At 43.6% G+C, this 21,883-nt stretch carries 21 protein-coding genes; 3 read left to right on the top strand and 18 right to left on the bottom strand.

What is annotated here, in order from left to right; translation table 11 throughout:
* Positions 1–4 precede the first annotated feature (4 nt).
* The 3 genes from HMPREF1254_RS05520 to mnmA all read right to left on the bottom strand — a co-directional run bounded on the left by HMPREF1254_RS05520 (position 5) and on the right by mnmA (position 6,584).
* Complete coding sequence (locus HMPREF1254_RS05520) at positions 5–1,582, bottom strand: RagB/SusD family nutrient uptake outer membrane protein (RefSeq protein WP_023057675.1); 1,578 nt, start codon at positions 1,580–1,582, stop codon at positions 5–7.
* A gap of 12 nt (positions 1,583–1,594) precedes the next feature.
* Positions 1,595–4,906, bottom strand: coding sequence for a SusC/RagA family TonB-linked outer membrane protein (locus HMPREF1254_RS05515; RefSeq protein ID WP_036891098.1), 3,312 nt, complete (start codon positions 4,904–4,906; stop codon positions 1,595–1,597).
* A gap of 595 nt (positions 4,907–5,501) precedes the next feature.
* Positions 5,502–6,584, bottom strand: coding sequence for a tRNA 2-thiouridine(34) synthase MnmA (gene mnmA / locus HMPREF1254_RS05510; RefSeq protein WP_023057659.1), 1,083 nt, complete (start codon positions 6,582–6,584; stop codon positions 5,502–5,504).
* A gap of 158 nt (positions 6,585–6,742) precedes the next feature.
* Between mnmA and HMPREF1254_RS05505 the strand changes: the two genes are divergently transcribed.
* A complete protein-coding gene (locus HMPREF1254_RS05505; protein WP_023057638.1) occupies positions 6,743–7,183 on the top strand; it encodes a hypothetical protein in 441 nt (146 codons plus the stop codon).
* Positions 7,184–7,342: 159 nt separating this feature from the next.
* Here HMPREF1254_RS05505 and HMPREF1254_RS05500 read toward each other — a convergent pair whose 3' ends face one another.
* Together HMPREF1254_RS05500 and HMPREF1254_RS05495 are read right to left on the bottom strand one after the other, a co-directional pair.
* Positions 7,343–7,567, bottom strand: a complete 225-nt coding sequence (locus HMPREF1254_RS05500) for an Arc family DNA-binding protein (RefSeq protein ID WP_023057650.1) — start codon at positions 7,565–7,567, stop codon at positions 7,343–7,345.
* A 5-nt stretch (positions 7,568–7,572) separates the two neighbouring features.
* Entirely contained in the window at positions 7,573–8,517 is a 945-nt protein-coding gene (locus tag HMPREF1254_RS05495) for an SPFH domain-containing protein (RefSeq protein WP_023057631.1), read from the bottom strand.
* 253 nt (positions 8,518–8,770) lie between these two features.
* Between HMPREF1254_RS05495 and HMPREF1254_RS05485 the strand changes: the two genes are divergently transcribed.
* On the top strand, positions 8,771–9,994 hold the full coding sequence (locus HMPREF1254_RS05485) for an acyloxyacyl hydrolase (RefSeq protein WP_023057719.1): 1,224 nt from the start codon (positions 8,771–8,773) through the stop codon (positions 9,992–9,994).
* A gap of 135 nt (positions 9,995–10,129) precedes the next feature.
* On the opposite strand, the gene HMPREF1254_RS05480 is transcribed toward HMPREF1254_RS05485, so the two are convergent.
* The 5 genes from HMPREF1254_RS05480 to HMPREF1254_RS05455 form a co-directional block, all read right to left on the bottom strand.
* A complete protein-coding gene (locus tag HMPREF1254_RS05480) occupies positions 10,130–10,981 on the bottom strand; it encodes a glycine zipper (RefSeq protein WP_023057651.1) in 852 nt (283 codons plus the stop codon).
* 525 nt (positions 10,982–11,506) lie between these two features.
* The gene (locus HMPREF1254_RS05475; protein WP_155945425.1) at positions 11,507–12,205 is read right to left on the bottom strand and encodes a hypothetical protein; all 699 of its coding nucleotides are present in this window, start codon (positions 12,203–12,205) and stop codon (positions 11,507–11,509) included.
* Positions 12,206–12,293: 88 nt separating this feature from the next.
* Complete coding sequence (locus HMPREF1254_RS11455) at positions 12,294–12,575, bottom strand: hypothetical protein (protein ID WP_051331284.1); 282 nt, start codon at positions 12,573–12,575, stop codon at positions 12,294–12,296.
* A gap of 1,272 nt (positions 12,576–13,847) precedes the next feature.
* Positions 13,848–14,180, bottom strand: coding sequence for a hypothetical protein (locus tag HMPREF1254_RS05460; RefSeq protein WP_036891093.1), 333 nt, complete (start codon positions 14,178–14,180; stop codon positions 13,848–13,850).
* A 202-nt stretch (positions 14,181–14,382) separates the two neighbouring features.
* Positions 14,383–14,586, bottom strand: coding sequence for a hypothetical protein (locus HMPREF1254_RS05455; RefSeq protein WP_023057658.1), 204 nt, complete (start codon positions 14,584–14,586; stop codon positions 14,383–14,385).
* A 642-nt stretch (positions 14,587–15,228) separates the two neighbouring features.
* Between HMPREF1254_RS05455 and HMPREF1254_RS05450 the strand changes: the two genes are divergently transcribed.
* Complete coding sequence (locus tag HMPREF1254_RS05450; RefSeq protein WP_326480571.1) at positions 15,229–16,203, top strand: C10 family peptidase; 975 nt, start codon at positions 15,229–15,231, stop codon at positions 16,201–16,203.
* Positions 16,204–16,432: 229 nt separating this feature from the next.
* On the opposite strand, the gene rplQ is transcribed toward HMPREF1254_RS05450, so the two are convergent.
* From rplQ to secY, 8 genes are all read right to left on the bottom strand, one after another.
* Positions 16,433–17,011, bottom strand: coding sequence for a 50S ribosomal protein L17 (gene rplQ, locus HMPREF1254_RS05445; RefSeq protein WP_023057673.1), 579 nt, complete (start codon positions 17,009–17,011; stop codon positions 16,433–16,435).
* A gap of 167 nt (positions 17,012–17,178) precedes the next feature.
* On the bottom strand, positions 17,179–18,171 hold the full coding sequence (locus HMPREF1254_RS05440; protein ID WP_023057678.1) for a DNA-directed RNA polymerase subunit alpha: 993 nt from the start codon (positions 18,169–18,171) through the stop codon (positions 17,179–17,181).
* Between the two features lie 12 nt (positions 18,172–18,183).
* Positions 18,184–18,789: a 30S ribosomal protein S4 gene (gene rpsD / locus HMPREF1254_RS05435; RefSeq protein WP_023057664.1), complete on the bottom strand. Its 606-nt coding sequence runs from the start codon at positions 18,787–18,789 to the stop codon at positions 18,184–18,186.
* 71 nt (positions 18,790–18,860) lie between these two features.
* Positions 18,861–19,250 (bottom strand): 30S ribosomal protein S11, encoded by a 390-nt coding sequence (gene rpsK, locus HMPREF1254_RS05430; protein WP_023057629.1) that lies wholly within the window; start codon positions 19,248–19,250, stop codon positions 18,861–18,863.
* Positions 19,251–19,333: 83 nt separating this feature from the next.
* Complete coding sequence (rpsM, locus tag HMPREF1254_RS05425; protein ID WP_004350207.1) at positions 19,334–19,714, bottom strand: 30S ribosomal protein S13; 381 nt, start codon at positions 19,712–19,714, stop codon at positions 19,334–19,336.
* Positions 19,715–19,803: 89 nt separating this feature from the next.
* Complete coding sequence (ykgO, locus tag HMPREF1254_RS11720; protein WP_004350205.1) at positions 19,804–19,920, bottom strand: type B 50S ribosomal protein L36; 117 nt, start codon at positions 19,918–19,920, stop codon at positions 19,804–19,806.
* A gap of 13 nt (positions 19,921–19,933) precedes the next feature.
* A complete protein-coding gene (gene infA, locus HMPREF1254_RS05420; RefSeq protein ID WP_004350199.1) occupies positions 19,934–20,152 on the bottom strand; it encodes a translation initiation factor IF-1 in 219 nt (72 codons plus the stop codon).
* Positions 20,153–20,545: 393 nt separating this feature from the next.
* Positions 20,546–21,883 (bottom strand): preprotein translocase subunit SecY, encoded by a 1,338-nt coding sequence (gene secY / locus HMPREF1254_RS05410; RefSeq protein WP_023057667.1) that lies wholly within the window; start codon positions 21,881–21,883, stop codon positions 20,546–20,548.

Genomic DNA, 21,883 nt, shown 5'->3' with positions numbered 1-21,883 from the left:
TAAATTAACGTGGATTAGCCTCAACACCTGCCTGAAGAATGTCCAATGGTATCTGGACGGCACGGCGATTATCATCCTTCTTCAACACATCTGTCAACGTAGCTGGCTTTCCATCGGGCCCCATGGTTCGGCGAACGATTTCAATACCGTAACGCTTCACGTCAAACCAGCGCAAGCCCTGATGAAGAGTTTCCATACGACGGAAGCCTAAGACACACTGCAACATTGTTTCCTGCACAGACCCTTCTGCGTCAATGGCGAAGGCCGGATGCAGATGTTTCTTCACGGTCGACGCCATCTTTGTAGCATCATCATAAGAATAGGGAACCGATTTATAGAAATTCTGTATCTTTTCTGGTGTCAACGTCACATCAGTTTTCACAATATTATGCATCCACATGTCAAGATCGGCCGCAGCCTTATCGTATTGTTTGAGCATGATGTAGGCCTCTGCACGGTTCAACAGCACTTCGTCTGTTGTGAAAACCACATTCACCGTGTGGGGAAGACCGGTCCTCGCAACAGGGTCTTCAATTTCGAACAGATAAGGCAACTTCCATATTTGCACTACATCAAAATTGTTACCTCTGCGCGAAAACGGCTGATAATAGAATCCACCCCTGCCCCAAACGTTAGTTGCCTCAAAGTCTTCGTTGCTGGAAACGTATGCGCCATGTGCGTAACGCTTGTACAAAAGATACGGACCGAAGTACAGACCCAGTTGTGAAACATGTGTGTTCATCATCAAATTGGCAGCGACATCTGCTGCAACATAATGCTGTGAGATGGCATCTGGATCAGAAATCATCTCACTCATGGCCTTCCAGTCACGAAGAGTTGCTGCAGCATTGCTGCCCAAACACATGTCAGCATACTTCACAGCCTCGTTCCATTTCTCATAATAGAGATAGAAACGGGTAGCGAAGGCGTAGGCCGCCCTCTTGTTGAAGTGGTACTTCGGTACGGTATAATTGTCCGTCACGATGGGAAGTGCCTCTTTCAAGTCTTGCTCGATACGCGCATAGACCTCAGCAACGGTACCACGATTGTGTTTCTCGGTGATGTTTTCCACCTTGTCAGAGTAATGTATACCCAACGCTTTACTACCTTCACTGTAGTTCATGCAGAATTCGTTGACCAGCAAGAAGTGTGCGTATGCCCGGCAAAGCAATGCTTCTGCTTTGGAGGTCTGCAATGCTTCTGTCTTGGCACCACCCATTTCTTCAATGGATGCCAGTGCTTGGTTTGCGCTTGCGATGGCATCATAACAAGATAGCCAAAATTTCATGGGCGACTCATTGTCACCCTCTGTCACGTCTTGCCAGAAGTATACCTGGTCGCCAAAGCGGTTACCGTTTGGGTTTTTGTCGCCATAATAGTCAGCATTATCCGACATCGTCTCATTGATCAACAGATTAGAGGAATGAGGATAGGCTGACACCAATAGATTGGCCACCTTCTTCTCTGTATCAATGGTCGTCCGGTTGTCCGGCATGGTATCCAGATACTCGTCGCACGAAGACAATGTCAGAGCCGAGAATGTCAAGGCCAATGCTGTATATGTTATTTTTATTGTTTTCATCTTTGCTGTATTTTAGAGTCCTAATCTAAGTGTGAGTGTGAACTGCTTTGGTACCGGAACGGCTACACCACCTGTATTAAAGAATTCAGGATCCTGCCCGTTTAGCTTGCTGTCTGCATAGAGCAAGAAGAGGTTGGTGGCTTGAAGCTTCAAGGAGAGCGTATTTACGTTCAGGAACTTGCGCACGCTATTTGGGAAATCATAGCCCAAAGACAATTCCTTCATGCGGATAAAATCTCCCTTGGCGATACGCGCATCCGAATAGTTGTATGCGTTGTAGGCATAAGACAGGTTTCTGTCGAACCTATTCTGCTGCGCACTTGCTATCACAGGGATGCTGGTCTTTCGCTCATCGCCAGACACTTCCCAGCGGTTACGGAACTCCTTAGGCATAGACGAGAGGTCGTCATATTCGTTGGAGAACACCGGATCCAGACGCACCACGTTACCGAACGAGTAGGTCAAGAACACGTTCAGCGTCCAGTTCTTGTATTTAAAGATGTTGCCCAGCGAGCCTACGTCAGTAGGTTCAGCAGATCCTTCATATTTCAAGAACTTCACCTTTTCCGGATCACGTTCCTGGAAGTAGATGCCCGTGGTGGTCACATTACCATTTTGATCGAGGAAGGTTGGCAATCCTTCGCGGTTCAATCCACGGAAAGGAACAGAGAACACCGAGCGAACGGGATAGCCCTTTTTGGCAAAACCTGTTCCCTGAACCATGTCAATGACGCGAGACAGCGCATTGAGTTCGGTAATCTCGTTGTGCGAATGCGAGTAGATCAGGTTGGTACTCCAAGTAAAGTCCTCCGTCTTGATGTTGGTAGTAGAGAGCGTGAATTCCATACCATTCGACTTCATGGATGCCACGTTGGCATACTGCGGACCATACAACTCGGTGTTGGCGATGCCAATCAAGTCGTAGTTGTTACGCCAATAGAAGTCGGCACTCAGGTTGATGCGGTTCTTCAGGAAGCCCAAATCGAAACCAAAGTTCAGCTCGTGCTTTTTCTCATAGGTCAACTCTGAATTACCTAACACCTGATCCAATCCCGGTTCCTGCACATTGGTGAAGGGTCGCCATGGGTTGGAGCTGCGGAAAATAGGCAGGGCATTAGTGATGGCAGGACGGTCACCGGTCAGCGAGTAGCTCACACGGAACGTGCTGTGTGTCAACACATCCTTGAACAAGCCCTCATACCAGCTTTCCTCATGTGCGTTCCAAGCACCCGAAAGGTTCCATGTAGGCATCCAGCGTGCACTGGTAGCCTTGCCCAAATAGTTGGTTCCCTCGTAACGAATGGTACCAGTCAACTGATAACGTCCTTTATAAGAATAGGTACCCGTACCAAAGAATGCCGCACTGCGAATGTGGGAATTGTCCATCGTAAAATAATCAGAACCATTCTCCTGACCTTTTTTGAAAACCTGGTATGCATACAGTGGCACTTCGCCTTGGCTGTATTGCAAACCCCAACCGCGGAACCAGGTTGACTTACGGTCAACGAAGTTGGTTTCCATACCTCCGTAGAGGTTCACGATGTGCGTATCGTTGAACACGTCGTTGTAGCTGGCTGAGAGTCGTGTGTCCCATCCAAAGAACCTGTTGTCGCGACGTTCGTAGATACCACCGTAAGGCAACACGGAAATAGGTAGCGCATAAATATTGTCTGGATCTTTGTACAAGAAGGGGTTCTTGTCACGAATGGCGGCCGTAGGCATGGCACGGTAAGCCATGGCCTGGTTCGATTCGTCCAGAATGTTATGTTCTTGAGAGGTGGAAGAACTCTTAGCCGACCCCAACAGGGTAATCTTCAATTTCTGAATAGGCCTGTAGTCGATGCTGGCCTGCACACGGAAATCGGACACATGCAAATCCATATAGTTGTTGTCCAACTCATGGAAGATGTTGAATGGGGCGAAGTTGCGAGTGTAATATTCATTTGGATCCAACGTACGCGAGGTGTTCAACGCATAGGAATATGGGTTGATATCGAAGTCGCGCTTCACCTCACCAGTCACCAAGTCAACATCCGAGTTCAACGTTCCCGGTGCCTGTTGCTTACGGTACGAGGCATTTCCAATCAAATTGATGTCAAAATGCTTGTTGAGGTTGTAAGTGGTGTTGATGTTAGCCGTGTATCGTTGCACCTTACTCTGCTTGGTCCATCCTGGGTCAAACATGGCAGAGAGTGAAGCATAGTATTGCGATTTCTCTGTACCGCCCGAGATACTCACCGAGTGGTTGTGCATGATGGCTGTTGAGAACAAGTCCTTAAACCAGTTGGTGTTTCTAAATTCGGCCGCGCGCAGATAGGCGTTCTTTGCCTTCTCCGTATTGGCCAGGGCAAACTGACCAGTTTCCTTGTTGTATTCCGACAACATTTGGTACATCTTACCATACACGCCACTGTTCATGGCGTTGGCCGTCTCGGCATAGTTCAAGAATCCCTTCTTCTCCAACTCGCGGTAAATAGACATCTGGTCTTGCGAGTTCATGATGTTGAAGGTGCTGTAGGTTGGCCTGAGTCGCATGGTGTATTCACCGGTATAACTGATGTGCGACTGTCCGGCTTTACCCTTCTTGGTGGTGATGACGATGACACCAGCCATCGCACGCGCACCATAAATAGATGTAGCCGAGCCATCTTTCAATATCTGGAAACTCTCAATATCGTCTGAGTTCAGTCCAGCAATGGCCGATGAAATCAGCGTGTTGGCATCTCCCGATGACAAATCTTCTGCCGAAACATCCACCACGTCCTCCATAATCACGCCGTCTACCACCCACAAAGGCTTTGAGCTACCGTGAATAGAGGTGGCACCACGCACGCGAATCTTGGGCGCCGTACCAAACGTACCTGATACGTTCTGCACGCTTACACCGGCCGCACGGCCCTCCAGCGAGCGGCTGATATCAGCCATACCGCTAATCTTCGCCTCCTTGGCATCAATTTTCGTAGCGGCTCCGGAAAACAATCTTTTGTCTGTACTGGTCATACCCGTAACAACAACTTCGTCCAAGACCAATTTCTGGTCGTGCCTCAGCGTCACTTTCATTCCATTCTTCGCCTTCAGCGTTTGGGGCTCCATACCCACATAGCTAATCACAATGGTTGTGCCTTCAGCTGTGTTCAAGGTGAAGTGACCATCAATGTCAGTGACCGTTCCGCCAACGGTAGTCCCTTTAATCAGCACTGACGCGCCAATGATGGGTTCACCGTCTTCACCGGAGATTACGGTTCCAGTAATTTTGGTTTGGGCAAAGACCATTCCTATGCATAGGAACAGGCCGACCATAACCATCCCAAGTCTTTTCTCCATAATTTCTCTCTTGCGTTAAAAATAATTATTTACTAAAATGAATTGCAAAGTTAGTACAAATTAACAAGACGCACAAGAAAAAACATAAAAAAGTAGAAAAAATCAACGTAACAGAAAGGATAATCCATCAAAATCCTCGATTATCTTGTTTTCAGCTTACAAATTGACACTATTCTTAGCATACTTATTCAACTAATATGTTACGAATCTCTTACTTTTGTTGATAAAAATTCACAACCATTCGCATGAAAATCATTTTTCATCAACACTATCATCTATCCAGAAAAAGCGGTTGTTTACTTTCGTGTGGCTCATCAAAACGATTTCCTTCCTACGCCAAAGAAAGCGTATCGACCAGTTAATAGAAACATCCCTACGCTATGTGTCGCCCCTTAGTCAAAACGCACGATAACAGATAGCTATCTATCTGAAAATCAACAACCTTAACTTATCTCTCCAAAGTCAATGCTATTGGCCTTCAAAGTCAATGCTATTGCCCACCAAAGTCAATGCTATTGGCCACCAAAGTCAATGTGATTGGTGCGGAAGGGCAAAAAGCCATGTGTCACGAAGGAAAAACACAAGCTGTTTTAACCTATACGGTAATCTCAGCAGAACCGATGCAACGATGATGCTGTTCATCGTATACCACGCAGAATTGTCCGGGTGCTACGCCGTGGATGGGCTGTGCGGCATGAACGGTATAACAGCCTTCAGCCGTCTTTTCTATGGTTGCCGGATGATATTCGGGCGTATGTCTGATTTTGAATGTTATGTGCTCCATATCCAAAGGCTCGGTGAGGAAATGGAAATCGTGTACCTTAAAGTCCGACTTGTAGGCCGTCTTGGGGTCGTATCCCCTACTGACATAGAGCACGTTGGCCTGAACATCCTTCTTCACCACGAACCAAGGACCGCCTCCAAAGCCCAGGCCGTGACGCTGACCGATGGTGTGAAACCACAATCCGCGGTGCTCACCAATCTTCTTATCCGTTTCTAATTCTATCACGTCGCCATGCTTTTCACCCAGATAGCGGCGCAGGTATTCGTTGTAATCAATCTGTCCCAGGAAACAAATGCCCTGACTGTCCCTGCGCTTGGCGTTGACAAGATGCTCGCGCTCGGCAATTTCGCGTACCTCATTCTTTTGATAATGCCCAATGGGAAACAAGGCCTTCTTGAGCTGCCAGTCGTATATCTGAGCCAAAAAGTCGGTCTGATCTTTCACTGGATCAGGACTGGTGACGAGCCACTTCTTGCCGTTAATCACCTCGGTTTGTGCATAGTGACCCGTCGCAATCAAGTCATACTGATGACCTGCCTTTGCATCAAAGGCTCCAAACTTGATGAGTCGGTTGCACATCACGTCGGGATTAGGCGTGTAACCCGCCTTCACCTTCTCCATGGTGTACTTTGTTACCTCGCTCCAATACTCTTTATGACAATCAACAACCTGCAACCTGCAACCGTATTTCGCAGCCACGGCAGTAGCCATCTCCAGGTCTTCTTCCGACAAGCAGTCCCACTCTTCGGCTTCCTCGGGGCCTATCTTGATATAAAAACAATCGGGATGCAGTCCCATTTGCGCCAATTCGTACACCACAACCGAGCTGTCTACACCGCCCGAAAGCAGCACAGCGATTCGTTTGTCCTTGATATCAGCTACGTTGATTCCCATTTCTTGCCTCTCCTATGCTTAGTTTCATCGGCAAAGATACGCATTTTTGCCGGTAAGGTCGGGTGGCTTTTCGTTTTTTACAAATATTATCACACGCAGCTACAATATAAACATCGAAAAAGAGTTATCTTCATATTATTCTATAAACAAACGAAAATATGAAAAAGTTAGTATTTATGTTCGCTGCCGCAGCTATGTTCGCTGCGTGTCAGCAAAATGGTAAGAAAGCAGCCAATGCAGAGGGTACAGATTCTTTGGCAACCGACACTACGGTTGTAGCCGACACACTGGTTTACGAAGGTGAGGGTCCTGCCGCTGATGGTACGTACCAGTACAGCCTTTCGATCTACGGAGACAGCATCAAGGAGTTTGCTTACGAGCAGGTAGCTGTTACCCCAAAGGGTAAAGAAACCATGGCTCGCACTACTGGTATAGCCAGACTGATTGAGAACAACGGCAAGAATTATGTACGCGTACAGTCAGAAAAAATGGATTCAATAACCTTCCTTCAGTTGGACGATCAGACACTGCGTCTGGTATCCGACAAGTTTGAAGAAGCAGGAGAAGGTACCAATACCGACCTGAAGCTGAAGAAGTAAAGCATACGACACAAGCGCATTTAAACCAACATGCCGAAGAGGGTTTTCCTTCTTCGGCATGTTTATTTTCTCGAATCAGCCATTGCGTGTGAGTCTACCCATATTACGGATTATGAATGAAGGTACGAACAGCCATCCATCCGCAAAGACATAGGATGCTTAGGTAGTCGGATCTTCAGCGCTTTCATCTGGCTTATCTTCCTCCACCACCTGCATCTTTCGTTTTTTGAGTCTCCCATTCTTGCGTAAAGCCTCACTGATAATCCATTGCAGTTGGCCGTTGATAGACCGAAACTCATCGGCAGCCCATTTCTCTACCGCGTCCATCGTGTCTGAATCAATACGCAGAATGAAACTTTTATTCTTGTTTTCTTTCTTTGCCATTCGCCTTACATGTTCAACGTACCCGTGTTAACAACAGGTTGAGCCGTATCATCACCACAGAGAACCACCATCAAATTGCTTACCATTGCCGCCTTCTTGTCATCATCAAGATCGATAACGCCCTCACTGGAAAGCCTGTCTATGGCCATTTTCACCATCGATACCGCTCCTTCTACTATCTTCTCGCGGGCCATAATGACGGCAGATGCCTGCTGACGGCGCAGCATCACGGCTGCAATCTCGGGCGCATAAGCCAGATAATTGATACGAGCCTCAACGATTTCGATACCGGCCATCTCCAATCTTTCGGCCAACTTCATTTCCAACTCCTTGTTAATAGACTCATCACCACCACGCAAGGTCAGTTCTTCTTGATTGGATTCGTTGTTATCATAGGCATACTGACCAGCAACTTGGCGTAGGGCTGCCTCGCTCTGTATCATCACAAAGTTCTCGAAAGCCCGCATAATGCTGCTCACATCCTTACCCACTGAGATGCCAAGACCTTGCGCCATGGTCTGCGAATCGATTTCGAACATCGCCTTATACGTATCCTTCAGCTTCCAAACCAGCACCAACCCAATCATCACAGGGTTGCCAATTTTATCGTTAACCTTGATGGGTTCGGCGTTCAAGTTTCTGGCACGGAGAGACAATTTCTTCGTACTGATAAATGGATTGACCCAATAATAACCCACTTCCGAGAAGGTTCCGCGATACTTTCCGAAGAACATCATCACCCGAGCTTCATTGGGTTCTATCTGCACAAAGCCCATCAATAAGATCAAGTCTGTGACGCAAAGACTCACACCTGCCCCGATTTGCCCATCCGAAGAGTCGACACCAGCCGAAATAAGGAACACACCCAAGGCGAAAATGGCTATAAACACGAATAACATGACGAATCCGTTGACCTTCATTCCCTTAAAAGTAAACTCTTTGTTTTCCATAATTTTGTTGATTATTGATATTATTTTGATATCACAAATATATGTATCAAAAGGCATATCCACCAACTATTTTTCGCTTATTATGCTCTTTGTTAGCATTATTTAACACGCCACACAAAGCCAACAGCAAAGCTACTACCGCCCTACCCTCCATTTATGTCGGCAGTGACTACGGTAAATTGATTTTTAATTCCATTCTATTGCCACAACCAATCATTTTCATTATTTTTGTTGCTGTAATCATCATCGCATCATGAAACTCATTTTTCAGACAGGTACAAGGCTTTCATTGAGCATTCTATGGATTGCTCTTTTTGCCAACAGTGTTCATGCAGAAGATGCTGACACCTTGCAAGTGCAGCAGAAGACCATTCACCGACTGGAATGGGACGTTGTTCCATCGACCATTTTGCACACCAACCCGTACCTCAAAGGGGCTAACGATGAGCGACGAACGATGAACCATGCCTTCACCACTCGCCTGAAATATGCCTTTCAGATGCCACAGGCCAGTGTGCAAGCACAGACGTACAAGGATGCTTACCAAGGCATTGGTTTGGCTTACCACAACCTGAATCCACAATTGGGGAACCCGCTGTCGGCTTTTATCTTTCAGGGTGCGCCCATCAAGAGATTCACCTCCAGCCTGTCGCTCAATTATGAATGGAACCTGGGGCTTACCTTCAATTGGCATCCTTACAATCAGGAAACCAACCCACAGAATAAGGTCATAGGATCAAAAGTGACCGCCTATATCGACGCCGACTTCTATCTGAGGTGGCGACTCTCCAACCATCTGGACTTAAACGCAGGCATTTCACTTTCCCACTACTCCAATGGTAACACCTCAATACCCAATGCCGGGCTCAACATTTTAGGCGGACGCGTCAGTCTGGCCTACTACCTGAATCGTAAAAATGACAAACTGATTCCGAAAAGAGCCATTCCGCCGTTCAACAAGCACATCAGCTACGACCTTTTGGTTTATGGCGCCTGGCGCAAACAGGGCATCTATTTGGATGGCAATCCCGTAGCTTTGCCAGACAGATACGGCGTGATAGGTTTCAACTTCACCCCGCTCTACAACCTGAATCACTGGTTCAATGCCGGCATTTCGCTGGATGGCGTGTACGACAGCAGCTCGAATCTGTACATTGAAGACTACGCCGTAGCCTATAATGAATCGCACAACGACCTGGATCATGTTGTGAGTCCGTCCGCCATCCGACAAATGTCTCTCGGGCTTTCTGCCAGGGCTGAGTTTGTAATGCCTTATTTCACCATCGATGCGGGCATGGGAAAGAATCTCATCAATGCACATGCCGAACTCAAAGGATGGTATCAAACACTGGCTTTGAAGGTAGATGTAGCGCATTCTGTTTTCCTCAACATCGGTTATAGCTTATACGACTTCAAAACACCCAATCACCTCATGTTGGGCGTTGGCTATCACTTTCATCACAAACGAGGCCGCTAATGCGGTTTCTTACCCTCATTAAAAATGCCGAACAACAATTGTTGCTCAGCATTTACTTGCCCACATCGGGCTAATATAAGTATGTTGTCTAACTGGAAGAGAACTGCAATGGTGCGATAGATGACTGGTTTTCGATTATTTCTTTGTCGGAATATTAAACTCGCAAACCTTCGAGATGGCTTTGTTTCCCTGTACGACAGACGCACAAATCTTAGCCGTTCCCTTTTTCAACTTATTGTTGGCGCGAACCACTGCCGTGTACCGAATGCCTGCACCCGGTTCGATTTTCTCCACATGCAGACTGGGTGAAATAGACAGATGCTTATTGCCAGACATCTCTACCACTGTTGGTTGGATGTCGTACAAGGTCTGAGTGCCACGGTTGTACACTTCAAAAATCACCTTACAGATTTCACCACGCGAAATGACATTGTCTTGATTGTCGTCTACAAAACGAGCGTTACGAATCTCGATGGCCGGGGTATAGCTGAGTCCCTTCGCCAATTTTTCCACACTTGACGACTCGGGTAGATGGGTGGTGGGCTTCTGTGCGCTGTAATCACCCGTGTAATCACTGCCCTCGAAATCGTACAAGCGGTCGTCACCACTATTCGTTTCATCGAAGCCGCTATACGCCTTGCCCTGCTGCTCGTAATTAGAGCTGCGGTCGTCGCGCTGTTCATTTTGGCGCTGTCGGCGCTGCTTACGCTGATAAGCACGTTCCTCCTTGTCGCGTTGATATTGTTCCAAATCGGCTTGACGCTTCTTGTCGGCCTGCGCACCAATGGCGCCACCCACGATGGCACCACCCGCCATACCGACAATCGTGCCGATATCACTGCCACGGGCGCCATAGCTGATACCACCAATAGCACTTCCCAAAACGGATCCAAGGGTACTGCCAGTATAAGCACCGCTACCCGTATAAGTGCCGCAGCTACTCAACAGCACCGTGGCACAAACAGCTGTAACCAAACCTCTTCTCATGTTTCTTGTATTTATAAATCCGAATTTTCGTCTGTCAAGCCTACCCAACAGACCTCAGCTTAACGCCAGGACACGACTCAAATAATATCTTCAGGCCCGTTTTCCAGCACTACAAAGATAGCAAACAAAACTTTCATGCAGCGGGGATTTTCCCGATAAAACCGTAGGGAAAACCCTATTCCAAAGCCCCCCACTACCTACCAACATTCAATACGCCACACCCTCGTTTACAAAGTATAATCAAGAATAAAGTAAATCTATAAGTCAGATGGTCAGTAAGTTAGTTTTAGCTCAGGTCAAAATTGACTCACTCATTAAACTACATACTTAACTCAGTCGATAAGTCAAGAAGCTAATAAGTCGATCAGTCTTAACTTTGGTCAGGAAATATTGGGAGGTAATACCAACAACAAAAGTATCATTTCTTTATACTGGCAAGGTGTGTCTTTGTGACTCAAACTGCCGTTTGTTCCACAATGACCCTTACCCTGAGGAGGATTAAATCACTCAGAAGTCATGATTGGATCACATATGAGCAATATTTAAACTGACGTTTACATCTAAGATGGAATCTGGTACTTCTTTTTTATTAGAATAGTTACTAATATTCAGGAAGTCTGATTTTTTTACAAGATATATCTCTTCATAACAGTTCTCGTCCGCAATATGTAAATTGTATTTTTTAAGGATTCTATTGAAATCTTCTTTTAATGAAGTCTTTTGCAAAGCATCTAAGATATTCTGATGAGTAAGATCTTTTCTCCTCATCTTGTAAAATAAATTTGAAGTTTCAATAGCTATATCCGTACAATTAACAAGGCGAAAGACTATATGTTTGAGATTTATAGAATCTTTCTCATTCAATGCGACGTTTAAACATAAATCCATTTCCTTTAAAAAGTCTTTATAATTTGGTTCATAGCAAGATATTATAGTATCTTTTGGTATCAAATACTGCTTGTACCTTGGCCAGTTCACAATCTCCATGTTACAATCATGAGGATAAGCGCGTCCTGATCTAAATATAAATGAATATGCAGAGGTGTCACCTTTATTAATTATAAAATATTCATAAGTACAATACCTAACAAGGTGGTCTTGAATTTTCTTCTTACATACTATAGTGTCATTGGTAACTTCTTCTGTATCGCTTCGTTTTATTGAGCAACCAGACATCAGTAAATAAAAAACAACAAATGGCAAAAAGTAAACTTGATGTTTCATAACGTACGATATTTTGTAAATTAACCATGAAGCTCTTTGTATTATATCGAAAGCTACCATCTCCTCATAAAAGTCTGGTACAAAGCATCTATTCTATAGTCTGTTTAAATGCATCATCGCTCAAGACCGCCTCATATATGCTTCTGGCAATTTGTTCCAATTCTGCATCGTCCTCGAGATTCGAAATTTCCATATCCATATAATCAGTCAATATTTTTTTGGGGCATAAATAGATACTATTTATATTTTGGGAGTATTTCATTATAAATGTAACATATGAAGAGTACTCATCCTCAGCTATTTCGGATGGAACCTCTAATGGATTCCATTTCTTTAATATGTCATTAACTAATTTGTCAACTCTTTCCATGATCAAAATCCTTTAAAATATCCTCTTGGAAGACTACCCGCCCCTTCAAAATTACTAAAAGTGGTTATTACGTTTCCATTATGGTTTAATATAACGATATTGTCTTTATAAGTAAATTTTGTATTTATTTTCCACCTTTTGCGTATTGGAACGTTTTTTCCCATAATATATAATCTCTTTGATTCGTTTTTCTGTAAAGCCAAGGCTTAAGGCCCTTTCTAGACCATGTTTCGTAAAATTAAGTTTAATGGCGGACATTCTATAATTAGCCCACAATTCATTTATGACGGAATATGCACCATTATAAAGCGATCTTACTCCGCAAGTTATGAAAAATCTGGGTATACTGACTGTAAAGGTTTATCGATTTCAGCTAATCTTGAGACTTCCTTTTTCAATTTTATTTTTTTCCCATGCACCAGTGATGAAACCAATGATAGTCGGTCCTGTAACTATCCCGTGTCCTCTAGGTGTGCTATTATTCCAACCTCCAAATACATTTAAATTTATTGGGAGTGCATTTCTATAGGCCTACCGGGCAAGTCAAATTCGCTCTAATTTAATTCAACCAACGGGTTAAATAAAGAACATTTGGAGCTTTTCGGCCTACCAAATGTCTATTACGCCGCAAACCACAAAAACTTAACAGACTATTGATTGATGTCACATATATATTATTTTTTTATTAATGTTGACGGGTACATGGTCTCCAGGCAATCCTCTACTCCTATATTTTCCAATGAGCTTATTCCGTAAAAAAGTAAGATATATCAAGTCTGGCTCGTATATTATCTGAGGATAACGAGAATCTTTCAAGCCATATTTCTTGTATATTTTTGGAAAGTATTTCTTTACCTCCTTGCCAAAGCTTTTGTCATCTAATTTGAAAACGGGGCTCATAGCCAGCGATTGTCTCGGATTCGCCGTCCACATCACAAACAAGATATCCTTACCATGAACTTTGCTTTTAAAATTATATGGACATCTATTCCACGAATCATAATCAATCTCATCGGATATTGTATATCGCTTCAGAATGTTGCTGATGTCCCGACAATATACTCTTATGACATAGTCCTCGCCTTTATGAATGGAATCCAAGGAGTCAACATAAAAAGCCAGTTCCCTTTTCAAATCTTGATTGTCTATCTCCATGTACCTGTCTGTCTCCTTATAGCCTTCATTGTTACATGAAAGACATAAGAGAGTGATCGATATTAAGAAAAATATAACTTTATACATTCCTTTAAATTTAAAATATTATGAAAAAACTTACCATTTTCTCTCTACGGGAAAAGCCAGTCCATTTCCATTTACCGAGACTTTGAATAATTGTTTCGTTGGGACTAGCAAAATATTAATAATTCCATCAAAATATTTATTAGCCAAATTTATATCTGCCCCACTTATCCCTAGTGGATTTTCAGTCTGAGTTGGATTCCAAGAAGGATGGGTATGCACTTGTCCTGTTGCCAATACTGTATGACGTTTACCTCCAAGTATAAACTCAACTTCATTACTATTACTAACAAAATAATTATGCGTGGAAGTGTATGTATTGCCAACTTCTTTGTATACTAGCACTCCTTTATCATCTAGATTCACGGCCGCAATTTCTATTCCAAGTTTTTTGATCTTCTGACCATGTAATCATAAGCTCTATGCCGTGCATTTTTCCCTCGGAACCAAGTATGCCATGTTTTTGGATGCATTAAATCATTAAACATGAAAGAGTTAGCGCATTTATTATCAATGTATTACAAAGACGAACAACAGCGAAAACCAACCTCTTCAAAAAGGCGAGCTATCAGATGGCCTGAAAACCTTTAATGCTGTTGGTCTTCAGAATATCCCTCAGGCTCAACTCGCCATCCGTGGTGTGTGCGGCACTGTTAAAAGCACCCTCCTCATCAGCTGTTGGGCAGTAATTGAACCATTTGTCGTGCAGCACACCACACCCCCAGCCCAGAAGGGCAATGACTATAAACACCAGTAATGCTATGATTTCCATACCTTAAATATTTATATTGTACCTTGCAAAAATAGAAAATAAAGATGAATCGGCCATGGATTCTGTAGAAAACATTCGACGCGGCCCATGGCTATTTTAATTTAAACATTATATATTTTGGTGTTGTAAACAGCGTAGAAGAAATCAACAACGAAATAAACAGAAAACACGAAAATGTGCGTATGATATAAAGAAACCAAAAAACGTAGACGTTCTGACGAAAAAGCGAAAATCAATGCGTTGTAGTTTCTCTTCGATTTTTCGTCAAAAGTGAAAGGCTGCAACGATGTTTTTGTTTTAGATAGAACGTAACGTTCCTTTATAAAATATCCCTTGCGGAACGTTTTTAGATTCTTTTGTGTTTTTCGTTGTTAAAAGATGAGAGGTCATGACGGCATGGCGAGACATATTTTTCCTTATAGTTTCATGTCGGTAAAAAAGGCATGTATTACCATCGTTGTGACACATTAGCCGGGTTTTGTGGTATTGGCCAACGACGACGCCATTGAAGCCGTTGTCGGTGTATCAAACAAGCCATATACCAACGACACGAACATCAATCCCGCCTTTCAATAGCACTTACGGGCGGCCAACGCAGCCATAGCCTCGCGTTTAGCCAGCTGACATGGCTACAGTGGCACCATCGCGCCATCGGCACCCCTACCCAACCATGTAGACCCACTCATAGAAACCAGATGGCAACAAGAAGCCCCCTTCAACAACGATGTGCAAAAGAATGCTAACGGCAACCCCTATCTTGTGGGCTGCGTGGCAATCACTATGTCACAGATAATGCGCTATTACAAGTATCCCACTGTGGGGAAAGGGTCGAACAGTTATTCGATGAATGGTGAGACGCTCTCCGCCGACTTTTCCGCATCCCCTTATCAGTGGGACAAGATGTTGCCTATCTATGAAAAAGGAAAATACACTGACGAAGAGGCCAAAGCTGTGTCAGAGTTGATGCGACAGGTGGGCATTTCCGTCAATATGGATTATAAACCTAACTTCAGTTCTTCGTACACAAAATCTGCACAGAACGCATCAATTAACAATTTCGGCTACAATCCTGACATGAACCGCTACACCCGCAACTACTATTCAGAACAAGAATGGATGGACATGGTGTATAAGGAATTGTCTGAGAAACGCTCCATTTACTATTCGGGCAACAACTCGAAATGGGAAAACGGTCATGCTTTTGTAATCGATGGTTATAATGCAGAAGGCAAAGTACATATCAACTGGGGCTGGGGAGGCTCTCAAGACGGCTACTTCGACATCGGCATCTTGACACCAAAGAATAGTGGCGACTACAGTTACTATCAAGACATGATTGTTGGCATTCATCCAGAGAAGCAAGGAGCGTGGATGAGTCACCTCACCCTGTATTATGGCAGCCAGCTCACCATCGAGGAATTCTCCAAACGAGCTATCAGCAGGGGCGAGGCGAAGGTTTGGAACGTGAGCAGCACTCCTGTCAATGGCACACTTGCTTTAGTTATCGAAGGAAATGGACAACAACGCGACCTTGAGACAACAAACTATCAAGCCGAAGATAGTTATTGGAAGTCAATTCCGTGGCTTTCGTGGGTTCCTGCTTGGCCTTATCAATAGCCTTGTTGGTCTCATCCTCGGCCTCATTCAATAGGAGCCATCCTTGGAGACAATGATGACAATTGAAGGAAGACTAAATAGCCTCTTCAACGAACGACAATGTAATTCCCGCTACTAAGACTTAATCGGGACTTACCCATTAGACAGTACTTATGCCGAGTGTACTTATAAAAAACGCTCTCAAGCCAATTGGATGAGAGCGTTCATATTGAAACCAATATGGTAAAATTTACTTAGCATCCTTTTCGTCTTGTGCCTTTGCTTCAGAAACATCTTCTTTGGCATTAGCTTCAGAAGCCTCTTTCGATGTTTCTTCAGTTGGTTCTACCTTAACAGCATTGTCTGTTTCAACAGCATTTTCAGCCTTAGCAGCTTCATCATTCTTCTTACCTGAAGAACGACGGCTACGACGAGTTCTCTTAGCTGTTTTCTCAGTCTTTGCCATATTGTCATCAAAATCAACTAACTCGATAAAAGCAATCTGAGCAGCATCACCTTGACGAGTACCCAGCTTGATTACACGGGTATAACCGCCTGGACGATCACCTACTTTTGGAGCTACAGTCTTGTACAGTTCTGTCACAGCTTCCTTTTTCTGAAGGTAGCGGAAAACTACACGACGCGAATTGGTTGTATCGTCTTTTGAACGAGTAATCAGTGGCTCTACATACTTTTTTAAAGCCTTTGCCTTTGCGAGGGTCGTAGTGATTCTTTTGTGCATGATCAGGGATACTGCCATGTTAGCAAGCATAGCATCACGATGAGATGCAGTACGACCTAAGTGGTTGAATTTTTTATTGTGTCTCATTTTTTGTTTTGTTCATTGTGGATGAGAGTGGATTTCATAATATGACGTTAAGGATTTAAGTAGATGGAAAGTTTACGCATTCGTTATCAGACTATTGATTACTCAAAGTATCCAAACTAAACTTATAAACTTAAAAACTTAAAAACCTAACAACTCATACTTAAACCTTACTCCTTATCCAGTTTATACTTTGATGTATCGGTTCCAAATGATAGATTCAGACTTTCGAGCAAATCATCAAGCTCAGAAAGCGATTTCTTTCCAAAGTTGCGGAACTTCAATAAGTCTGTCTTGTTGTACTGTACCAAGTCACCGAGCGTTTCAACTTCGGCAGCCTTGAGACAATTGAGTGCGCGAACACTGAGGTTCAAGTCAACGAGCTTCGTTTTAAGCAATTGACGCATGCGCAACACTTCCTCATCAAACTCCTGGTTGTCGTCCTGATCAGGACTTTCAAGTGTTATCTTTTCATCAGAGAACAACATGAAGTGATGGATGAGAATCTTAGCAGCCTCTTTCAGTGCATCCTTTGGGGATATGGAACCATCCGTCGTTACCTCAATGACAAGCTTGTCGTAGTCGGTTTTTTGCTCAACACGATAAGGCTCAACAGAGTATTTAACATTACGGATTGGGGTGTAGATTGAATCGATTGGGAGAACATTGACATCCGTGCAGCATTGACGATTCTCGTCAGCTGGAATGTATCCACGTCCTTTGTTGATGGTCAGGTCTATCTGCATGGAAGCTTTAGCATCTAAATGACAAATCACCAAATCAGGGTTTAACACTTCAAATCCAGTCAGATACTTACCGATATCGCCCGCTTTGAACTCAGTGGAATTCTCTACGGTGATACTAACTTTCTCATTCTCGAATTCTTCTACTACTTGCTTGAATCGAACTTGTTTGAGATTCAAGATAATGTTGGTAACATCTTCCTTTACACCAGGTACTGAAGAGAACTCATGCTCAACACCAGCGATACGGATGGTATTGATAGCATAGCCTTCAAGTGATGAAAGGAGAATGCGGCGCAATGAATTACCGATGGTAATACCAAAGCCAGGCTCAAGAGGACGGAATTCGAACTTGCCGAACTTGTCATCAGCCTCCAACATTACTACTTTATCAGGTTTTTGAAATGCTAATATCGCCATTAATTTAATGATTTATTTAGAGTACAACTCAACGATTAACTGTTCCTTAATATTCTCAGGGATGTCAGCTCGTTCAGGCAAATGCAAGAACTTACCACTCTTAGAATTTTCATCCCATTCAATCCAAGGATATTTACTATGGTTGAAACCTGCCAAAGAAGTTTCGATGACTTCGAGAGACTTCGCTTTCTCACGTACACCAACAATTTGGCCTGGCTTAACTGCATAAGAAGGAATATTGACAACTTTTCCATCAACGACGATGTGCTTATGCCCTACCATTTGACGAGCAGCAGCGCGCGTTGGGGCAATACCCAAACGGAATACAACATTGTCAAGACGACATTCTAAGTTCTGAAGGAGAACCTCACCGGTAATTCCGTCAGCCTTAGCAGCCTTCTCAAACATATTACGGAACTGACGCTCAAGTACACCGTATGTATACTTTGCTTTTTGCTTCTCTGCCAACATGGCGCCGAACTCAGACATCTTTCTGCGTCGGTTATTGCCATGCTGTCCAGGAGGGAAGTTTCTCTTGGACAAAACTTTGTCAGCGCCGAAGATGGGTTCACCAAATCGACGTGCAATTTTAGATTTCGGACCTATATATCTAGCCATAATATAAAAATAAACTTTTCTAGTGATGAATATCTGGAGCCTGACAATAAAAGCAGGCTCAAGATGAGAATTTATACCTTACGTCTCTTTGGAGGACGGCACCCATTGTGTGGCAATGGAGTAACATCAATTATCTCTGTAATCTCAATTCCTGCAGCATGTACCGCACGGATGGCAGATTCACGTCCGTTACCAGGTCCTTTCACGAAAGCTCTAACTTTACGCAATCCCAAGTCGTAAGCAACTTTAGCGCAATCCTCGCCAGCCATCTGTGCTGCGTAAGGAGTATTTTTCTTAGAGCCACGGAAGCCCATCTTACCTGCAGAAGACCAAGATATGATCTGACCTTCGCTGTTTGCCAATGAAACGATAATATTGTTGAATGAGCTGTGAACATGCAACTGTCCCAGTGCGTCCACTCTTACATTCCTCTTTTTTGAAGCTGTTGTTTTCTTTGCCATAATCTTTTTTAGTTTAAAAGTTAGGAGTTTAAGTTTTAATGTATTGAGAAAATAGTTTCTCAACCCTCAACTCTCAACTAAATTTACTTAGTAGCCTTCTTCTTATTAGCAACAGTCTTCTTTCTACCCTTACGTGTACGAGCATTGTTTTTGGTGCTCTGACCACGAACTGGAAGACCATTACGATGTCTAACGCCACGATAACAACCAATATCCATCAGTCGCTTGATATTCATCTGGATCTCTGAGCGGAGATCACCTTCTACTTTGAATTCAGCACCGATAATTTCACGGATCTTGGCTGCTTGATCGTCAGTCCATTCACTAACCTTCAAGTCACGGTTTACACCAGCCTTATCCAATATCTTTGCTGAACTACTTCGACCAATACCATAGATATAGGTCAATGCGATTTCGCCACGCTTATTCTGGGGCAAATCTACTCCAACAATTCTTATTGCCATTTGTTGATAAAATTAATAAAATAAATAACTTTGATTGGATTTGAGCTGCACACTTCAATTCTCATTGAGTAGAACAACTCTTCATCTTTTTAGCCCTGACGTAATTTAAACTTCGGGTTTTTCTTGTTAATGACGAACAGACGACCTTTACGACGAACGATCTTACAGTCGGGTGTACGTTTCTTTAATGATGCTCTTGTCTTCATATCTTATACTTGATTATTTGTATCTGAAAACGATTCTGCCTTTGGTCAAATCGTAAGGACTCATTTCGACCTTCACCTTATCACCAGGCAGGATCTTTATATAGTGCATTCTCATTTTCCCAGAGATATGTGCTATAATCTCCACACCGTTTTCAAGCTCTACACGAAACATAGCGTTAGATAAACTCTCAACGATGGTTCCGTCTTGCTCTATTGCAGACTGTTTTGCCATAATTAACTAGTTCTTTCTAAAAGATCAATATTCTTAAACGTTGATAAAATCTCCACTTGACCATGATGAATGATTATCGTATTCTGGCCGATGTCATCATCACGTAAGATGATTTGCCTGTTTGAAATGCCATGTACAACTACATGATTGACAGAGGTACAGGTACTTCCCCGAAATGGATCTCCAAAACTTGAAAATTCAAAAAATGCTCTGGGCAACTCCATGGCCTCTGATGATTGTGTGTGCTAAGCAATCAAGCAAGGAGCCATAACCACCTTCCTGAATATGCTTACCAACTTCAGCGCACTTTGTTCCTGCCAGTTGCTTCGCCTCACACATCAGGTCAATTTCATCTTCAGTCTTTAGGAATATACTCACTCTCAGACTTAAAGATTAATAGGCTGATACATGACTTCCTCTAGTATGCCCCACGTTCAACAGTCCATCGTAATGACGCATCAATAAGTGGCTCTCTATCTGCTGCAAAGTATCTATGACAACACCAACGAGAATCAAGAGAGATGTACCTCCGAAGAACTGAGAGAATCCTTGCTGTACGTTCAACAGACCTGCTAAAGCTGGCATAATCGCGATAAAAGCAATGAACAAAGAACCAGGGAAGGTTAAGCGAGACATAATAGTATCAATGTACTCGGCTGTATCCTTACCAGGTCTAATTCCTGGGATAAAACCATTATTGCGCTTCATATCTTCTGCCATCTGTACAGGATTCAAGGTAATTGCTGTATAGAAATACGTGAATGCTATTATCAGAATCACATAGATGACATTATATAACAAACTGTGTGGGTCCATGAGAGAACGAACTACAGGAGACGCATTGTCTGACTGATACTGAACAATAGCCAAAGGAATGAACATCAATGCCTGCGCAAAGATGATAGGCATCACGTTGGCTGCGAACAATTTCAATGGGATGTATTGACGTGCACCACCATATTGCTTGTTGCCCACCAACCTTTTGGCATACTGTACGGGGACTTTTCGTGTTCCCTGTACCAGCAGGATTGCAGCACAAATCACACCAAACAGAATCAGCAACTCAACGATAAACATGATTAATCCACCTCCGCTAATAGCTGTTAAGCGTGAACCTGCCTCTTGCACGAAAGCCTGAGGAAGGCGGGCGATGATTCCTATCATGATAATTAATGAGATACCGTTACCTACGCCTTTATCTGTTATACGTTCACCTAACCAAAGGATAAACATACTTCCTGCAGCCAGAATAATGGTAGCTGGAATCATGAAGACAGTCCATGAGATACCTGTAGCCAACGCTTGTGAAGCCTGATACTTCAGGTTCATCAAGTAACTAGGGGCCTGCAACAGCAAAATGAATACTGTCAGGTATCGAGTGTACATACTAATCTTCTTCCGACCACTCTCTCCCTCTCGCTGCATCTTTTGGAAATAAGGTACAGCGACGGCAAGAAGTTGCATAACGATAGAAGCTGAGATATAAGGCATGATCCCAAGTGCGAAGATTGACGCATTTGAGAATGCACCACCAGAGAACATGTCAAGCAGCGACATCAAGCCGCCTTCAGTCTGCTTTTGGAGTTGTCCTAACGAAGCAGGATTAATACCCGGCAGTACTACAAACGAGCCAAAACGATAAATGGCCGTAAACAGAAGCGTAATGAGGAGACGCTGGCGCAAATCCTCAATCTTCCAACAGTTCTTCAGTGTCTCAATAAACTTTTTCAT

Origin of the sequence: Prevotella sp. BV3P1 (assembly GCF_000479005.1) — a bacterium.
In the GTDB taxonomy this organism is placed as follows: domain Bacteria; phylum Bacteroidota; class Bacteroidia; order Bacteroidales; family Bacteroidaceae; genus Prevotella.
Note: the sequence above shows the minus strand (reverse complement) of the source record. Positions and strands in the feature narration are given on the sequence as shown.